Source organism: Thalassospira profundimaris (genome assembly GCF_003326675.1).
Taxonomy (GTDB): domain Bacteria; phylum Pseudomonadota; class Alphaproteobacteria; order Rhodospirillales; family Thalassospiraceae; genus Thalassospira; species Thalassospira aquimaris.
This window is the reverse complement of the sequence record NZ_JPWF01000006.1, coordinates 22,527-39,174: the sequence shown is the minus strand read 5'-3', so window position 1 is coordinate 39,174 and position 16,648 is coordinate 22,527. Positions and strand designations below refer to the sequence as shown.

Here is a 16,648-nt window from a genome sequence, read left to right as displayed (position 1 = left end):
ACGGAATTCGACGAATTCATCGGCCAGCAGTGATTTGGTGGTTTCGTGGACCGGATTGGCAAAGATGCCGTCAACCTGTCCTTCTTCGACAATCACACCGCCATCCATCACCGCAACGCGATCACACAGGGCCTTGACCACCGCCATTTCGTGGGTGATCACGACCATGGTCAGACCAAGACGCTGGTTGATGTCTTTCAGCAGATTAAGGATCTGACGGGTGGTTTCCGGGTCAAGCGCCGAGGTAACCTCGTCACACAGAAGAACCTTCGGGCTGGATGACAGCGCACGGGCAATACCGACGCGCTGTTTCTGACCACCAGACAATTCCGCCGGATAACGATCACGCTTTTCTTCAAGTCCGACCAGCGGCAAAAGCGGATTTACCGCCTCGGCGATCTCGGCCTTGCTGGCACCAGCCAGTTCAAGCGGAAGGGCGATATTGTCATAGACGGTGCGTGACGACAAAAGATTGAAGTGCTGAAACACCATGCCAAGCTGACGGCGGAACAACGGCAAATCACGCTTGGAAAGTTTGGTAACATCCGTGCCATCAACAACAACCGAGCCAGAGGTCGGCGTTTCAAGCAGGTTGATACAACGGATCAGGGTGGATTTCCCGGCACCGGAACGGCCAATGACACCAACAATCTCGCCTGCTGCAATATCAAGATCGATACCGCGCAACGCTGTATGTTCCTCGCTGCCCCGACGGGCAGCATAAGTCTTCTGGACGTTCGAGAGCCTGATCATGGACCCCAACCTTTCCGTAGATACAAAAAAACCGCCGCGGCTTAACCGAGGCGGTCGTACATACGGAGCATATACGCCCTCTCGCTTTAGCCGCATTTTTATCGCGCCCGCAAGCTGAGGAGCAAATCGGCGCGTTCGATTGCTCCTATGTACCTGACTGAACAAAGTTCATCAATGACAATGATCATGCATTTTACGCATAGCTTTCATGAAGTCGAAATATACAACACAAATAGTTTGTTTAAACAGCATTCCCAAGCCCCCGTCACAAACCCGCCCCCACCCCGTCTAGGAAGGGTCAATATCAACGCGGGATTGGACAGATGGCCTATGCCGACCGGATCAGCGACCTTGCCAGAACACTTGCCCAATACCCGACCGTAGTGACAGTAACCGGCAACAAGGTGGATGTGCGCACCAAAGCCCAACTTTCAACCCTGTCCTCAGAGACAGCATCGCTTGAAAAGCTTGCCACCGAGGGCGATGTCGCCCTGGCAAGCGGCAAATGCGCGAATGCCGCCAACCTGTCATCGCGCCTGAAATCCGGCGCTGGTCAAATCGCCGCTACCCTGTCGGCATTTGGCGCACAGGATGGTGAACGCCTGAAATCACTCAGCATCTTTAGCAAACAGAAATTCGATGCCAGTGCCACGTCACGCTATCAGGCGGAGAAACGCTTTGCGGATGAAGTCAGCAGCTTGCTGACCCAGGAAGCACAGGCGGTTGCCGCACTGGAAAGCGGCACCAAACCAGTTCCCACACCACAGCCAGATCCAAAACCCCAGCCGCAACCATCACCAAAACCGGAACCAAAACCGGAACCAGCGCCGGAACCAAAACCTTCACCAATACCGTCATTACAGGACGTCATCGCATCCCTGCCCGGTTATTTGCAGATCGCCATCCCATATTCCGTTGCCGGTTACGATGCCGTCGGCCTGGCGAATGCCTGCAAAACGGCCGGTGATGCTGCAATCAAGCTTGGCGCGAAAACGCCCGCCGGAATCATTGATTACGCAACAGCGCAATTCACAGGTGGCCCGGATGTCTTTGGTCAATCCTGGGCCAGCGCCATCCTGAAAGATACCGCGCTTGGCACCATTGATGACCGGATTGCGGTCTTGAACAACGCGCTTTTGGCGCGGCAACTGATTGCCGACGCGATGAATGAAAGCCCATCCCACGAACCTGTCAGCCGCTGAGGATGCCATGGCAAATTACACCGTTCAGCTTACCGCCCCTGCCGGCGTTTATCCGTTTAACACGGTACGTGTCTCGCTGACCTGCGCGGGTCAACCCCAACAAATTCAGAATATGATCCTGACGCCGAATGTCGCAGTTTCGCATGTATTCGATATTGCGAACGGCACATGGGATCTCGAAATTTCGGGCGCGGGTTTCGTTCCAGAAAACGAGCAGAACATTGTGGTGAATGGCAATGCCGTCAATGCCAAGAATCTCGATGTTGTCTGGTATACACTTCACACAGATCGCAATCGCGACGGCATTCTTGATAATGCCGGGCTTCTTAATCAGGTCACACCAACGGCGATTACTTATGGCACAGCCGGTATTGGAGCAATCATTCCGGTCAACTGCAATCGCGACGGCAACAATACTGCCCGCGGATATGCAGATAACCAGGACCAGCGGGTTAACGGGAACAATGATCTTGTCACCGGCACATCCCGCCTTGAACTCCGCCGGAACGCCCTTGGCCCGAATGCCGGTGCCCCGGCCGTTCCAGTCGGCTGGAGTTTATTGCTAACTGTGATCGGCACCCTTGGTGAAAACCCGGCCCGGCAACATTTGCGGATTTTCAACGGCATATTGAATAACAGTACCGAAATCATCGGCCCGGAAACGACCGACAATGTGGCGATCACGACAGCCACGATTGGCGCGAGCAAGCTTTACGCGCTCGAAGCCGTCCGGTTTGCCGGAAACGGATTTACATCCGGGCAAATTCGCATTGCCCTGCATGTAATCCAGCCGGAAGTCACGGGTATTGGCAATCCGACCTATCTCTTTGCTGATCGTGTGGTCGTTGCACGATGGATCGGCAATCATCACTTGCAGGAAGTGACCCGGATGTATGTCGCTGATGCCAACAATGCGCAGTTTCGCGTCGACCTTGGCGCGGCAGCGGGTGCAGACAATCCGGTTATTCCGGTAACAGTTGGCGATCCGGCCAACGCAACTCCGACAGCAGTTCCGTATCTGAACGGAAACGTTTGGGCAAACTATCGTGGCGGCGCACTACCAGCGGGTGATGACCGATGGATGCGTGATACCATTGTGTCGGGGCATTGCACATGGCCGGGCAACGGCACAGGCGTCGAAAATAAAGATGTCTTCATGAAGACACACCGTTGGCGGCATTTGCAGAACTGGGTTTACGAGAGCCTGATCAGTGCCAATGTCGGGATTTCCTATCCGGCAGCCGGAAGTGCCGATGCCATTACATCTGCCAATTCAGGCGGAAACATTGCCGTCACTCCGCCCGTCCAGAAAACGGTAAATGGTGTCGTCACACCATATCGATACGGCCGGATATATTATGGTCACAATCGGTATCACCGTGTTGATGCCAGCAGTCGCAACTTCATGGCTGCCCAGAATATGCAGGCACCGATCATTCTCGACACGGACTGGCTGGAGGTCGGACATGTCGACGAAATGATGACCTTCGTCCCGAACAACAACGCGGCCAATGCATTCAAGAAATGGAAGCTTCTGGTCGCAAGTCCGGCAGAAGCTTATCGCGTGATGACAGCAGCCCGGGCCGCACATGGCGGCGCACGTGTCCTGAACCGCGCAGTCTGGAACAATGGCACCAACAGCTTCAACTATACGAGTTTGCAGATTCACGAGAGACAATGGGATAACGTGAATGCACGATATCGTCATGTCGGCGTCAATGTCGGAGCCACAATCAATGACTTTCTGGGCAACGGACAGGCGCCGCTTTTAAATCCGAGAAATCTGCCTGCGCAACTGCGTTACACCTATCAGCAACTGCGAACCTGGAATGTGAATGGCGTCGAAGTCATCATCAATCGCAATGTTAACCTGTTGAAACAGGCGTTTGATCTTGACGATACCGACATTATCAAGGTGCCGGTCATATTCTTCCCCGAAAGTTACAATGACGGTGATTTCACCTTTGCCGACAAAGTGTCCGGCTGGACAATCGGGCGAGACAACGGGTTTAACGTCTATCCCGGAAAGCAGGGCGGTTTTCAGTGCGGCGCACTGACTGGCGATATGCCAAACATGTTCGTTGGCAATGACCGACTGATGATCCCCAAACCGTTTGGCCCGTGGATTGAGGACAACACAAACCCCAATCACGGTTATGATCTTTTCGAGCACAATCTGAGCCAGAAAATCGCTGCGATTGGTGGCGGCCCGACCTGCGACTTCATTGATGACTGGGATGATTACCATGTTGCGCTTGGCGAAATTCACTGCGGCACCAATGAGCTTCGTGACCGTTATGATGGCCAGACTGCTTATGGCAACGCCCGCTATGCAAACTGGTGGACGGCTGTAGATGCCTGATATCATGCCCTATGAAACAGGAGCATTCCGATGACCGCACAAAGCGACTATCAACAGGCCCTGAAGGATATCGCCGATCTTGCAACACAGGATGCAACCCGTGTAACCGGCCGCCCGTCACCCCAGTCCGTCGAACAGATTTTCCGTCAATACAGCGGTACGATTGCCACCCCGATGATTGACGATTTCAAATCCGGGGTCTGGAAAAAATGGGAAAGCTGGCAACTTGGCGGGGCAATATCATATCTGGGAAGCTATGGCACATCAGCAGCCGTCGCGCCGCTGCGCGAGATTGAACAGAGCTTTCCCGTGACGGATATCCAAGATCAGGCAAAGGCACTGGCTGATCTTTTGGCTACACTTGACGTTGCCGTTTCCGAAGCCAAGCAAATCCCGCAAGTTCAGGATGCGATCAAAGGTGGCAATTCCGATCAAATGGCCCGTGCCATGCTTCTGGGACTTGCGCAAATTGATCCCGACTGGCCAGTGCGCGCATCGGAAATCCAGACAAAGCTTTTTGATTTGTCTGCTGACAGTTTCCCGGCAATTAATGAAATGGCAGGCGGGAAACTCAGTCAGGATGACGTGACAAAGGCGCTGGTAGAAATCCTGTTTGAAGATTTCACATCAGGGTCGGGAACACCATAAGCACCGGCAAATAATCAGCTTTCAGCCTTTTTCTCCCACGCACCTTGCGGGGACTGTTGCCAGTATGAAAGCTTGTGCCCGGCGTCTTTCCAGTCTTTCCAGCGGGTGCGGGCCTCGGCAACCGCGTCGTAATCGCGGTCATCAAACAGCATGATGACGCGTTCGTAATCCGCGACCTTGTCGCTCATCGCCCGGTCGGTCAGAAACAGGAATTGTGCGCCATTGGGGTTTTCATCCTCGGATGTCAGCCAGACGGGCTGCATCTCAGGATCGCCATCGGCCGCCGAACCATGCGGCAGCCAGCTTGCCGGATCATAGGTCCAGAGAAGCGTGTTGATCGCCTCTATGCGCTGTTCGTTACCCGTCATCACCACAGCACGTTTTTCCCGCTCCAATGTTTTGGACAGCAGGGTCGGCAATGCGCGTTCCAGCGGCAAGCTGGTGAGATGATAGAACCAGATATCAGCCATAAAATGTTTCTAGCCCGAACATGAAAACGGGGCAAGGTGATCCACACCCTGCCCCGCAAATTACGGTTTATAAAAACCGAAATCAGTTTTCGTAGTTATCGGCAACAAAGCGATCAAGCAGACGTACGCCAAAGCCGGTGCCGCCTTTCGGGACCACTTCCTTGTCCGCGGTCGACCAGGCCATTGCCGCGATATCAAGATGCGCCCACGGGCGATCCTTGGTGATAAAGCGCTTCAGGAACTGGGCCGCGGTGATCGAACCGGCCGGACGACCGCCCACGTTTTTCATGTCGGCAATGTCGGATTTAAGCTGCTTGTCATAGGCCGGTGACAGCGGCAGACGCCAGACACCTTCATCAACGGCAAGACCCGCCGTCGAAATCTGGGCAGCCAGATCATCGTTGTTGGAAAACAGACCGGCATTTTCATGACCAAGGGCAATGATGACCGCACCCGTCAGGGTCGCCAGATCAACGATCAGACGCGGATCGTATTTTTCCTGCACATAGGTCAGGGCATCACAAAGAACCAGACGGCCTTCGGCGTCGGTATTGATGACTTCAATGGTCTGGCCCGACATCGAGGTCACAACGTCACCCGGACGCTGTGCGGTCGAAGACGGCATGTTTTCAACAAGACCAAGAACCGCAACCACGTTGCACTTTGCCTTGCGCCCGGCCAGGGCCTTCATCAGACCGGAAACGACACCGGCACCGCCCATGTCCCATTTCATGTCTTCCATGCCGGCCGCCGGTTTGATCGAAATGCCGCCGGTATCAAAGGTCACACCCTTGCCAACAAAGGCAATCGGTGCGTCTTTTTTCTTGCCGCCGTTCCAGCGCATGACAACCATCGCCGGTTTCTTGGCCGACCCCATGGCAACGCCGAGAAGCGCGCCCATGCCAAGCTTTTTCATTTCCTTTTCATCAAGGACATCAATCTCGACGCCGAGCTTTTCAAGCGCCATGACTTCCTTGGTGAAGGTTTCCGGGTAAAGAACGTTGGCCGGTTCGGATACAAGATCACGGGTAAAGAACACGCCTTCGACGACCTTTTTGGCGCTGTCGAACTGTTTCTTGGCTTCCTTGTGATCGCGGGTTGCGACATCAAGGGATTTCAGAACAGGCTTGTCTTCCTTGGTCTCGGTGGTGCGGTATTTATCGAAACGATAATCGCGCAACATCGCACCGGTTGCGAAATCCGATGCAAGGTTTTCCATATCAAACAGAACGGAAACCTCTTTCTCGCCGGTGGAAAGGGCGCGTGCGGTAACCGAACCGCCAAGCTTCTGGGCCGCGATCACGTCAAATTCGGCTTCCTTGCCAATCCCGAACACAATCACACGTGACAGCTCTACATTGGCCGGTGCCAGAATCTGAAGGCTTTGCCCTGCTTTACCCTTGAAGGTCGACGCCTTGATCGCACGGGTGATCGACCCGCCGGTTGCTTCGTCAAGGGCAACCGCACTTGGCATCAGGTCCGCACCCTCGGTCGCAAAGGCAATAACGGCACCGCCAGACGGAATGGCGAGATCGGAAAACGTGATCTTCATGGTGAACAGGACTCCTGTCATGTTTCGGGGCGCGCGGCCCTTTCAAAAGCAGCCGCGTTGAAATTCTGCCCCTAATCTAGCGTGAATAACGCGCTTGAAAAGCCTTATCATCGAAAAAACACGGGGTTTTCACGTAAAAGCAATGCTTTGGCCGCGGAAAGTCGTTTGCGTCAAAATTGCTCAACATCAACGACACAATTTTGAAGACCTCTATGATGGCCTTTCCCCGTTTGCAGGAGGCCCGCAAATGTCTGCCAAACCAGCCCCGATTTCGATCACCGAACCAGCAACCAAGCCCCATCCATTCTGGAGTGGTGCGTTTCGCCCGCTTTTCCTGTTTGCCGGTATTCTGGCGATTGTTGCCGTGATCTGGTGGGTGGCGTCCTTTGCGCACGGGATACCGGTGCCCAGCCTTGGCACCCCGTCATACTGGCATGCCCATGAAATGATATTCGGGTTTGGCGGGGCGGCGATTGGCGGATTCCTGTTAACCGCGATTGCCAACTGGACGGGACGACCGGCCATTGCAGGCCCGATGTTAATGGCCCTTACATCAACATGGCTTTTGGGGCGTTTTGCCATCGGCTTTGCCGAAAGCCTGCCGCCGGTTGCCGTGATTGTCGGGGCGTTGGCCTATTTCGCATTTCTGATTGCGCTGGGGGCGCGTGAACTGATTGCGGCGCGTAACCTTAAGAACATGCGGGTATTGGCGGTGATTTGCGTGCTTGCCCTATTTGACGGGTTGTTTATCGCATCCTGCCTTGATGTCATCGCCCTTGATCCGATGATGCTGTATCAAACGGCAATCCTGACCATCATTTTGCTGATTGCCCTGATTGGCGGGCGGGTGATCCCGGCCTTTACGCGCAACTGGATGCAACGCGAACAGATTGCCGCCCCCCTGCCCGTCCTGTTTGGCCGGTTTGACATGGCGTGTCTGGCAAGCATCGCACTTGCCATCATCACCCTGATTACCAATCCCGAAGCGGCCCTGCCCGGATATGTGTTGCTGATTGCAAGCGTGCTACATGGCGTGCGTCTGATCCGCTGGCGCGGGGTTTACAGTTGGCGCGAACCGATTGTTGCCATGCTGCATCTTGGCTATTTCTGGGTGCCGGTTGGCTTGGGACTTCTGGGCGCATCGATGATCTGGCCCGATGCCATCGGGTCGCGTGATGCCCTGCACGGCCTTACCGGCGGGGCGATGGCTTGCATGATCATTGCCATTGCCGGACGTGCGGCCCTTGGCCATACCGGGCGGGAATTGCGCGCCAGCACGATGCTTAATGCCGCATTCGGCCTGATCTGGTTTTCAACCGCGTTTCGGATATTGGCCGGGCAAAGCAATGCGCATTATCTGACGATCCTTGCGATTGCGACCCTGATGTGGCTGGCCGGGTGGCTGGCATTCCTGATCGGGTATGCGCCGGTTCTTTTGGGCCCGTCGCAAAAGAAAACACGCGGCATTCCGGTGCGTTAAGCAATCAGTCCCTAGAAATCAAACAGCGATAATGACGGGTTGGATTTGATATATTCAACATCGTCGTTATCGACATCCCCCGTGCTGTGCCAGCCATGCATTTCATAAAAACCATGCGCACGGTTTTTCGGGTCTGCCCCGGTGGTCAATGAAATGTCATTGCATCCTTGGGCAAACAGCCATTCCTCGGCCGTGCGCAGCAAGGCCGCCCCGACACCGCGCCCTTCGAAATCGGGATCAACAAAAAGCGCCCAAAGGGTCGCCTCGCTTGGAATGGCAATCGCAAAACCGGCTGCTGATCCATCCAGATCGGCAATCCACATGCCATAGCCATCAGCAACCCATTTGCCGAAACTGGCCTTGGTGATGCCGCGTTCGGCAAGCTCGGCTGCCGAAAGATGGTTTTCATGAACCCGGCTGCGAATGGCAAAAATCGCCCCGACATCGCCCAAGCGTGCTTTTCGAATTTTGATGCCAGCCATGCCGCGTTTCCAGATGCATTTAAAACCGCGCGCACTTTAGCCAAGCAAACAGATTACGCCACAAAAAATGTCATGATTGTCATGATCCGGCGCCAAGGTAATCTTCGTCACTGACCGGCTCCAGCCAGTCGACCGGCGATCCGTTGAGCTTTTCCTGAATGGCAATATGGGTCATGGCGGTTTCGGGTCCGGCACCATGCCAGTGCTTTTCACCGGGTTCGAACCATACGACATCACCGGGGCGGATTTCTTCGACCGGGCCGCCTTGACGCTGTGCCCGGCCGACCCCGGCGGTGATAATAATCGTCTGGCCCAGCGGATGAGTGTGCCATGTGGTGCGCGCACCCGGTTCAAACGTCACATTGGCCGCCGCCACCCGTGCCGGATCGGCGGCACTTATGATCGGTTCGATCCGTACCTGTCCGGTGAAGTATTCCGGCGATCCGGTGGTTGATCCTTGCGATCCTGCGCGTTTGATATCCATGACGTTCCTGCCTTTTTGAAATTACGTTTTTGAAATGAGTTTTACCGGCTGGCGCTTTGGCCCCCAGGTTCCCGGGTTTACCTGAAACACGCCACCGCAATGGGTTCCGCAAGTCTTGCAGGCACCGTGGGCATCAAGGTTCCAGTCCGATAACTGATACCAGTCCCGCCCGATCAGGATATCGCCACAGCCATGGCAATAAGTACTTGACCCCGCCTTGTCATGGACATTGCCGACATAGGCATATCGAATGCCATTTTTGATCGCGATGTCGCGCGCCCGCATCAATGTGGCGGGCGGGGTACGCGGCGTATCCATCATTTTCCAGTCCGGGTGAAAGGCACTGAAATGCATCGGCACATCCGGGCCAAGTTCGGACTGCACCCAGCCGGTCATTTCATCGAACTCCGCATCCCCGTCATTCTCGCCGGGAATGACCAGATTGGTCAGTTCAAACCACACCCCGGTTTCCTGTTTGAGGTATCGGAGGGTTTCAAGAACATCGTCGAGATGGGCCGAACAAAGCTGATGATAAAAACGGTCTGTAAAGCCCTTCAGGTCGACATTGGCCGCATCCATATGACGGAAAAATTCCTCGCGCGCCTTGTCGCCAATATAGCCCGCCGTGACCGCCACCGTACGCAATCCAATTTCCCGGCAGGCTTGGGCAACATCCACCGCATATTCAAGGAAAATCACCGGGTCGTTATAGGTGAAGGCCACAGATGAACAGCCATGTGCCTTGGCGGTTTGGGCAATCATTTCCGGTGTTGCCAGCGATGAAAGCTTGTCCATCTGGCGGGCTTTGGAAATCTCGTAATTCTGGCAGAATTTGCAGGTCAGATTGCAGCCCGCCGTACCGAATGACAGGATCGGCGTTCCGGGCAGGAAATGGTTGAGCGGCTTTTTCTCGATCGGATCAATGCAAAAGCCCGATGACCGCCCCCAGGTGGTCAGAACCATCTGATCCCCTTCGCGCGCCCGAACAAAGCACAAGCCCCGTTGCCCGTCATTGAGCTTGCAAAAACGCGGACAGACATCGCACTGAATCCGCCCATCGTCCAGATGGTGCCAGTAGCGGGCGGGGACTGTATCGACCTGCGGGGTGGTCATATTCATCAAACGGGCTTTCTTTTTGGCAAAGCTTCCACTTTGAAAATCTAGTCCTGATCGCTATCTTTTTCAAAGGAAGTCATGCGATTGGAACATGAATGAGCATTATTCGCCCGCCTGCCGTTGCCGGAACTTTTTATCCTGCTGATGCTGATATCCTGCGCAGCGAGATTGACGGGCTGATTGATGCTGCCTTGCATTCCGATGCCACGCAGAATGCGGCCATTCCCAAGGCGATCATTGTGCCCCATGCCGGTTTGATGTTTTCGGGTGCGATTGCCGCCCTTGGCTTTGCCACGGTGCGCGCCCTTAAGGGGCAGATAAAGCGTATCCTGATCATCGGCCCGGCACACCGTATGGCTTTTCAGGGCATTGCACTGGCCAAGGCCGATGGCTTTGCCACACCACTTGGCAATATGCGCTGCGATCTTATGGCCCTGCAAACCGCTCTTTCACTGCCACAGGTTCAGATGCTTGATGACGCGCACAAGCTTGAACACGGGCTTGAGATCGAATTGCCGTTTATTCAGCGCCTGTTTGGCGAAACAGCAGATATCGGCATTGTGCCGCTTCTGGTCAGTCGGTGCAGCCCGCGTCAGGTGGGTGAGGTCATTGAAAAACTTTGGGGTGGCCCGGAAACCCTGATTGTTATTTCATCGGACCTGTCTCATTTCCATGATTATGACACCGCCAAGCGCATGGATGGCAACACCCGCCGCATGATCGAAACGTTTGATGCGGAAAATATCGGAAGTGATGATGCCTGTGGCGCGCTTCCGGTGGCGGGTATGTTGCTGTCGGCGCGGAACCGCAATATGCGGATAGAAACATTGGGGATGCGCAATTCCGGTGATGTGACCGGCGATAAATCCCGTGTGGTCGGCTATGGCGCCTGGGCGCTTTATGAAGAAAGCAACCAGCCCATGACCAAGCCTGACAGCACCGAAGACAATTTCGCCAAGGCGACCGAAGATTTGATCAAGGCCCAAGGCCCGGCCATGCTTGATCTGTGCCGCAAATCGATCCTGCACGGGCTTGAAACCGGGGCACCATTGCATGTGTCCCCCGGCGAAGTCGCACCTGCCCTTGCCGCACCGGGGGCGTGTTTTGTGACGTTAAAGAAATCCGGGCAATTGCGCGGCTGCATCGGGTCGATCATTGCCCATGCCGACCTTGCCTCCGATCTTTGTGAAAACGCGTTCAAGGCGGCGTTTCGCGATCCGCGCTTTGCCGGATTGTCGAAAGACGAGATCAATGACGACCTTGAACTGTCGATCTCGGTCCTGTCGCCGCCCCATCCGTTCGCGTTTCAGGACGAAGCAGATCTGATTGCCAGACTGACACCGTTTGAAGACGGCATCATCCTGTCGGATAGCAATCGTCGCGGCCTGTTCCTGCCACAGGTTTGGGATCAGTTGCCCGATCCCAAGGATTTTGTCGCCCACCTGAAACGCAAGGCCGGATTGCCGATGGATTACTGGTCAAACACCATGCAAGCCCAGCGTTTCATCACCCGTGGCATTGCAGGCCGGGATGTTATCCCGACCGGGTTCTGGGATGCCTAGGCGACCTTGTTTTGCAGTGAACGACGAACATCGGTGATTTTGGCCAAGGCCATTTGATGCAGTTCCGGCGTTGCCGCAGCCAATACCCGTCCAGAGGATGACAGGGTCAGAGCATTGCCTTCCCAATCGGTGATAACACCACCGGCCTCTGTCACCACAGGCACCAGCGCCATGAAATCATAGGGCTGCAAATCCGCTTCAAGGATCAGGTCAATGTGACCCGATGCCAAAAGGCCATAGCTGTAACAATCGCCCCCAAACCGGCGGTCGACACATGATTTGGCAAGAAGGTCAAAGATGGCAATATCCGTGCCCTTGAACTGATCGGGGGATGTGGCAAACAGGATTGCGTCTTCCAGCTTTGTGACTGCGCAGGTTTGGCATTTTTCCTGTCCGAAAAACGCGCCATGCCCTGTTTGCGCGTTCCAGCATTCACCAAGCATCGGCATATCAATCACACCCAAGATCGGCACACCATGATCAAGCAACGCGATCAGGGTGCCAAACAAAGGCACCCCGGAAATAAAGCTTTTGGTGCCGTCAATCGGATCAATCACCCAGACATAACGGGTATCAAGACCATGCGCGCCATGTTCTTCGCCAAGAATACCATGCGTCGGCAATTCCCGTTCAAGAACGGCCTTCATCGCGGTTTCGATCATGCGGTCTGCCCGTGTGACCGGGCTTTGATCCGATTTGCGTTCAACCAAAAGCCGGCTTCTGAAATTATCACGGGCAATCGGGCGCGACGCGGAAAGCATTTTTTCCGCGACCTGCGCAAAGACATCAATATCGCGGGTCATCCGTCGTTCTTTTCCATGTCACCAGCCAAAAGGACATGGCCGTGTTCAAGTTCAATTGCCACATCATGGGGCACTTTGTCAGATACCAGCACATCGACCTGTGACCAGTCACAGACCTGAATAAGCCCGGACTTTTCGAACTTGGAAGAATCCATAAGTACAATCGTCTGATCTGCCTTGGGGATCATTGCCTGTTTGAACTCGGCTTCGAACAGGTCAAAGTCAAAGCACCCTTGCGGCGATCCGGCGACCATCGATGTCACAAAATAGGTCGGCGTAAAGCGCGACAAAAATTCGATGGTGCGCACGCCGGTCAATGTCTGATCCTCGGCGCGCAGTTCTCCGCCGGGCAGGATCACCCGATGGCGACTGTTGGCCGCGGCAAATATCCGCGCAATTTCAAGCGAGATCGTCAGAACAGAAATGCGTTCGCGATGCACCAGTTCACGGGCAAGGAAACAGGCCGTGGAACTGTTATCAAGCAGCACGGTAGCGCCTTCGGAAATGTATTGCGCGGCGCGTATGGCAATCCTTGCCTTGGCCTCGGCGGCCTCGTTCAAGCGGCGTTCAAACGGGGGTTCTGCCGATGGTTGCGAAAGCCTTACCCCGCCGTGGAACTTTTCAACAATTCCCTCAGCCGACAGGACTTTGACATCGCGCCGAATGGTTTCATCGGAAACATCAAACTTTTCGGCGATCTCGCTGATTGCTGCGATCCCGCGGCTTTCCAGCAAAGACAGGATTTGCTGTTGGCGTGTCGTCGGTGCCATGATGTTCTTTCCCCCACTCAGTCCTGCAAAGCAATAGCATGACCAGTGCCACCATGGAACAAGCGCACGCGTGAAAGATCGAAATCAAGCCCGACTTCGGCACCGGGTTCGGGCGCACCGGCCACCGCACCGCGCACCGTAATCCGCTCATTGCCCAGTGCAACTTCAAGCAGGGCCTCGGCACCGATCAACTCGGTCCGTTCAACAAGACCACGCGCCATACCAGCCCCGGAACTAAGTGTCACTTCCTCGGCACGTACGCCCAGGATGACGTCGCCGGGCAAACCGGCCCTGTCGATATTCACACCCTTGCCAAATGCCGCGTGCGACAACAGACCCGATGCATCGGCCTTGCACGGGACAAGGCCCATTTCCGGCGATCCGATAAAGGTCGCAACAAAGGTGTTGGCCGGGTTCATATAGATGTCCATCGGCGCGCCAACCTGTTGCAAACGGCCCGAAGACATCATGGCAACCCGCGTGCCCAGTGTCATGGCTTCGATCTGATCGTGGGTAACATAGACCACGGTCAGACCCAGTTCACGATGCAGGCGTTTCAATTCTCCGCGCATACGGTTGCGCAATTTGGCATCAAGATTGGAAAGCGGTTCGTCAAACAGGAACACCTTTGGCTGACGCACCAGTGCGCGACCAATGGCAACGCGTTGCCGTTCCCCGCCTGACAGTTCCTTGGGGCGACGATCCAAAAGATCAGTGATGTTCAAAATCTCGGCGGCTTCGCGGATGCGGCCATCGATTTCGGTTTTCGACAGACTGGTGGTTTTCTGCAATCCGAACGCCATGTTGCGATAGGCGGTCATATGCGGATACAGCGCATAGGATTGAAACACCATCGCGATATCGCGCTTTTGCGGGGCCGCGTGGGTGACATCGTGGCCATCAATCATCAATTGACCCGATGTGATGTCTTCAAGCCCGGCAATCATGCGCAGCGTGGTTGACTTGCCACAGCCCGACGGGCCGACAAGCACCATGAATTCCTTGTCCTCAATCGTCAGGGACACATCATGCACCACATCGCGCTTGTCATAGGACTTGCAGATATTCTGAAGAGTAACGGTAGCCATAAAAGGGTCTCCGAAGAGGCGTCACTTGACGCCGGTATGCATAAAACTGTCGATGAAGCGGCGCTGGAAAATCACGAAGACCAGCAAAAGCGGCGAGACCACAAGCGTGGTTCCGGCCATCAGGCGGGTCCAGTCCGCGCCACTATCGGATTTGGCAAGCAAGCCCAGACCAATCGGCAAGGTCCGCACGCTGTCGGAATTCGTCACCAAAAGCGGCCACATATAGTCATTCCAGTGGGTCACGACCGAGATGATGCCAAAGGCAATCAGGGTCGGTTGCACCAGCGGCAAATAGACATGCCAAAGAATTCCCAGATGCCCGCAGCCATCAAGCCGTGCGGCATCGGAAAGCTCGGACGGCACCTGACGGAAGGCCTGACGCAGCATGAAGGTGCCATAGCCCGATGCCACAAACGGCACGATCATGGCAGGCAGCGTGTTGATCAGACCGAATTCACGCAAGGTCACGAAATTGGTCAGGAAGATCGCATATATCGGGAACATCACCTGCAACAGGAACAGCGAAAACAGCAACCGTTTCAGCGGAAATTCCAGCCGGGCAAAGGCATAGGCTGCCAAGGTAATGGTTACGAGCTGCGCAATCAGGATTGATCCGGTGACCAGCACGGAATTCAGCAAATATGTCCCGAACGGTGCCACCGAAAGCGTCGCCGGATAGTTCCCGAAATTCAGAACCGCCGGAAGAATACCGGCATCAGGATCAAAGACCTCGACCTTGGTTTTAAGCGATGTCAGGACAATCCAGATCATCGGACTAAGCCAAAGCAGGACCAACGGTGTCAGAATGAAATGCTTCCAGCTTTTTGAAAACCAGCGCGCCACCCGTGAAGACAGCGGCAGGGCCCGGGTTGCCGAGACCATGTTAACGGCGTTATCCATTACCGTTCCCCCATGTAATGAACACGACGCCCGAGTGTGAGCGCAACCAGCCCGATCAGGCCCAACACAAAGACCAGCAACGTATTGGCAATCGTCGAGGCATAGCCGATATCCTGATACTGGAAACCGTTCTGATAGATGTAGAATGTCAGGACATTGGTGGAATCCGCCGGTCCGCCCTGTGTCATGACATAGACGTAATCAAAGATCTGATAGCTGTGCAAAAGGCCGATCACGATCACGAAATAAAGGGTCGGTGAAATCAGCGGCACGGTAATATGCAAAAGACGCGATACCGGCCCCACCCCGTCCAGACGGGCAGCTTCATAAAGGTCACTTGGCACAAGTTTCAATGCGGCCAGCAAGATCAGCATGAAGTAACCGGAATATTTCCAGATACTCATCAGAACAATCGCCGGAAGCGCCCAGGCACTGTCATAGAGCCAGTCCAGACGTGGCAGCCCCAGAAATTCCAGTGCCGAATTGATCGGCCCATAGCCCGGCGCATAGAGGAATACCCACACCATACCGGCCGCAACTGACGGGATCATGACCGGGTAAAAGAAGGCAGATCGATAAATCGACATCCCGCGCAGCTTGCTATCAAGTGCAACAGCCAGCAACAAAGCCACGGTGATTGAAAGCGGAATGGTTGTCAGGGTGTAGAAGGCCGTATTACCCAGCACCTTCCAGAACAAGCCATCATCAAGAAGACGCAGATAATTCTCCGCCCCCAGCCAGAAAATTCTGGAATCGCCAAGCATGACATCATGCAGACTGAACCAGAATGACCGAAGGATCGGCCAATATGTAAATACAGCAAGAAAAACCGCCGAAGGTAAAAGCAGCGCATATGCCAGAAGCACTTCCTTGCGCCAGACCTGTGCGAAACTGTGCGACATTATGGAGGTATCCAAAGGAATTAACTAAAAATCCGGGGTGCCGAAACCTGATCCCGCACCCCGGACAAAAGGCA

The 16,648-nt window shown here is 54.8% G+C and carries 15 protein-coding genes and 1 pseudogene; 5 read left to right on the top strand and 11 right to left on the bottom strand.

Annotation, left to right across the window (positions count from 1 at the left end):
• Positions 1-24: 24 nt before the first annotated feature.
• Positions 25-753 (bottom strand): annotated as a pseudogene (locus TH19_RS10050) (methionine ABC transporter ATP-binding protein); the annotation flags it as partial.
• A 323-nt stretch (positions 754-1,076) separates the two neighbouring features.
• Between TH19_RS10050 and TH19_RS22730 the strand changes: the two are divergent.
• The 3 genes from TH19_RS22730 to TH19_RS10035 are packed head-to-tail and all read left to right on the top strand — an operon-like array spanning position 1,077 to position 4,965.
• Positions 1,077-1,955, top strand: coding sequence for a hypothetical protein (locus TH19_RS22730; protein ID WP_181846382.1), 879 nt, complete (start codon positions 1,077-1,079; stop codon positions 1,953-1,955).
• 7 nt (positions 1,956-1,962) lie between these two features.
• Positions 1,963-4,317 carry a protein-arginine deiminase family protein gene (locus TH19_RS10040; protein WP_181846381.1) on the top strand — a complete coding sequence of 785 codons (2,355 nt, stop codon included), beginning with the start codon at positions 1,963-1,965 and terminating at the stop codon, positions 4,315-4,317.
• Between the two features lie 30 nt (positions 4,318-4,347).
• On the top strand, positions 4,348-4,965 hold the full coding sequence (locus tag TH19_RS10035; RefSeq protein WP_114102227.1) for a hypothetical protein: 618 nt from the start codon (positions 4,348-4,350) through the stop codon (positions 4,963-4,965).
• Between the two features lie 14 nt (positions 4,966-4,979).
• Here the strand turns inward: TH19_RS10035 and TH19_RS10030 are convergent, their stop codons facing one another.
• Positions 4,980-5,435, bottom strand: a complete 456-nt coding sequence (locus tag TH19_RS10030; protein WP_114102226.1) for a DNA polymerase III subunit chi — start codon at positions 5,433-5,435, stop codon at positions 4,980-4,982.
• An 82-nt stretch (positions 5,436-5,517) separates the two neighbouring features.
• Positions 5,518-6,987 carry a leucyl aminopeptidase gene (locus TH19_RS10025; protein ID WP_114102471.1) on the bottom strand — a complete coding sequence of 490 codons (1,470 nt, stop codon included), beginning with the start codon at positions 6,985-6,987 and terminating at the stop codon, positions 5,518-5,520.
• A 247-nt stretch (positions 6,988-7,234) separates the two neighbouring features.
• Between TH19_RS10025 and TH19_RS10020 the strand changes: the two genes are divergently transcribed.
• The gene (locus TH19_RS10020; RefSeq protein WP_114102470.1) at positions 7,235-8,467 is read left to right on the top strand and encodes an NnrS family protein; all 1,233 of its coding nucleotides are present in this window, start codon (positions 7,235-7,237) and stop codon (positions 8,465-8,467) included.
• Positions 8,468-8,478: 11 nt separating this feature from the next.
• On the opposite strand, the gene TH19_RS10015 is transcribed toward TH19_RS10020, so the two are convergent.
• The 3 genes from TH19_RS10015 to amrS all read right to left on the bottom strand — a co-directional run bounded on the left by TH19_RS10015 (position 8,479) and on the right by amrS (position 10,552).
• Positions 8,479-8,949 (bottom strand): GNAT family N-acetyltransferase, encoded by a 471-nt coding sequence (locus TH19_RS10015; RefSeq protein ID WP_114102225.1) that lies wholly within the window; start codon positions 8,947-8,949, stop codon positions 8,479-8,481.
• Positions 8,950-9,028: 79 nt separating this feature from the next.
• Positions 9,029-9,433, bottom strand: coding sequence for a (R)-mandelonitrile lyase (locus TH19_RS10010; RefSeq protein ID WP_114102224.1), 405 nt, complete (start codon positions 9,431-9,433; stop codon positions 9,029-9,031).
• A 21-nt stretch (positions 9,434-9,454) separates the two neighbouring features.
• Positions 9,455-10,552 carry an AmmeMemoRadiSam system radical SAM enzyme gene (gene amrS, locus TH19_RS10005; RefSeq protein WP_114102223.1) on the bottom strand — a complete coding sequence of 366 codons (1,098 nt, stop codon included), beginning with the start codon at positions 10,550-10,552 and terminating at the stop codon, positions 9,455-9,457.
• Positions 10,553-10,644: 92 nt separating this feature from the next.
• Between amrS and amrB the strand changes: the two genes are divergently transcribed.
• Entirely contained in the window at positions 10,645-12,111 is a 1,467-nt protein-coding gene (gene amrB, locus TH19_RS10000) for an AmmeMemoRadiSam system protein B (protein ID WP_114102222.1), read from the top strand.
• Here the strand turns inward: amrB and hisN are convergent.
• The 5 genes from hisN to TH19_RS09975 are packed head-to-tail and all read right to left on the bottom strand — an operon-like array spanning position 12,108 to position 16,574.
• On the bottom strand, positions 12,108-12,914 hold the full coding sequence (gene hisN, locus TH19_RS09995; RefSeq protein WP_114102221.1) for a histidinol-phosphatase: 807 nt from the start codon (positions 12,912-12,914) through the stop codon (positions 12,108-12,110). The two genes, amrB and hisN, sit on opposite strands and share 4 nt — an antisense overlap.
• Complete coding sequence (locus TH19_RS09990) at positions 12,911-13,684, bottom strand: DeoR/GlpR family DNA-binding transcription regulator (protein ID WP_114102220.1); 774 nt, start codon at positions 13,682-13,684, stop codon at positions 12,911-12,913. The genes hisN and TH19_RS09990 overlap by 4 nt, the downstream gene beginning before the upstream one ends.
• Positions 13,685-13,701: 17 nt before the next feature.
• Positions 13,702-14,772: an ABC transporter ATP-binding protein gene (locus tag TH19_RS09985; protein ID WP_114102219.1), complete on the bottom strand. Its 1,071-nt coding sequence runs from the start codon at positions 14,770-14,772 to the stop codon at positions 13,702-13,704.
• Positions 14,773-14,793: 21 nt separating this feature from the next.
• Positions 14,794-15,672, bottom strand: coding sequence for a carbohydrate ABC transporter permease (locus TH19_RS09980; RefSeq protein WP_114102218.1), 879 nt, complete (start codon positions 15,670-15,672; stop codon positions 14,794-14,796).
• On the bottom strand, positions 15,672-16,574 hold the full coding sequence (locus TH19_RS09975; RefSeq protein ID WP_114102217.1) for a carbohydrate ABC transporter permease: 903 nt from the start codon (positions 16,572-16,574) through the stop codon (positions 15,672-15,674). Before TH19_RS09975 ends, TH19_RS09980 begins: the two co-directional genes overlap by 1 nt.
• Positions 16,575-16,648: the final 74 nt, after the last annotated feature.

Bases quoted from the DNA above. Each gene is read 5' to 3' on its own strand.
- TH19_RS22730 (WP_181846382.1), top strand. From the start codon at position 1,077: ATGGCCTATGCCGACCGGATCAGCGACCTTGCCAGAACACTTGCCCAA.
- TH19_RS10040 (WP_181846381.1), top strand. From the start codon at position 1,963: ATGGCAAATTACACCGTTCAGCTTACCGCCCCTGCCGGCGTTTATCCG.
- TH19_RS10035 (WP_114102227.1), top strand. From the start codon at position 4,348: ATGACCGCACAAAGCGACTATCAACAGGCCCTGAAGGATATCGCCGAT.
- TH19_RS10030 (WP_114102226.1), bottom strand. From the start codon at position 5,435: ATGGCTGATATCTGGTTCTATCATCTCACCAGCTTGCCGCTGGAACGC.
- TH19_RS10025 (WP_114102471.1), bottom strand. From the start codon at position 6,987: ATGAAGATCACGTTTTCCGATCTCGCCATTCCGTCTGGCGGTGCCGTT.
- TH19_RS10020 (WP_114102470.1), top strand. From the start codon at position 7,235: ATGTCTGCCAAACCAGCCCCGATTTCGATCACCGAACCAGCAACCAAG.
- TH19_RS10015 (WP_114102225.1), bottom strand. From the start codon at position 8,949: ATGGCTGGCATCAAAATTCGAAAAGCACGCTTGGGCGATGTCGGGGCG.
- TH19_RS10010 (WP_114102224.1), bottom strand. From the start codon at position 9,433: ATGGATATCAAACGCGCAGGATCGCAAGGATCAACCACCGGATCGCCG.
- amrS (WP_114102223.1), bottom strand. From the start codon at position 10,552: ATGAATATGACCACCCCGCAGGTCGATACAGTCCCCGCCCGCTACTGG.
- amrB (WP_114102222.1), top strand. From the start codon at position 10,645: ATGAGCATTATTCGCCCGCCTGCCGTTGCCGGAACTTTTTATCCTGCT.
- hisN (WP_114102221.1), bottom strand. From the start codon at position 12,914: ATGACCCGCGATATTGATGTCTTTGCGCAGGTCGCGGAAAAAATGCTT.
- TH19_RS09990 (WP_114102220.1), bottom strand. From the start codon at position 13,684: ATGGCACCGACGACACGCCAACAGCAAATCCTGTCTTTGCTGGAAAGC.
- TH19_RS09985 (WP_114102219.1), bottom strand. From the start codon at position 14,772: ATGGCTACCGTTACTCTTCAGAATATCTGCAAGTCCTATGACAAGCGC.
- TH19_RS09980 (WP_114102218.1), bottom strand. From the start codon at position 15,672: ATGGATAACGCCGTTAACATGGTCTCGGCAACCCGGGCCCTGCCGCTG.
- TH19_RS09975 (WP_114102217.1), bottom strand. From the start codon at position 16,574: ATGTCGCACAGTTTCGCACAGGTCTGGCGCAAGGAAGTGCTTCTGGCA.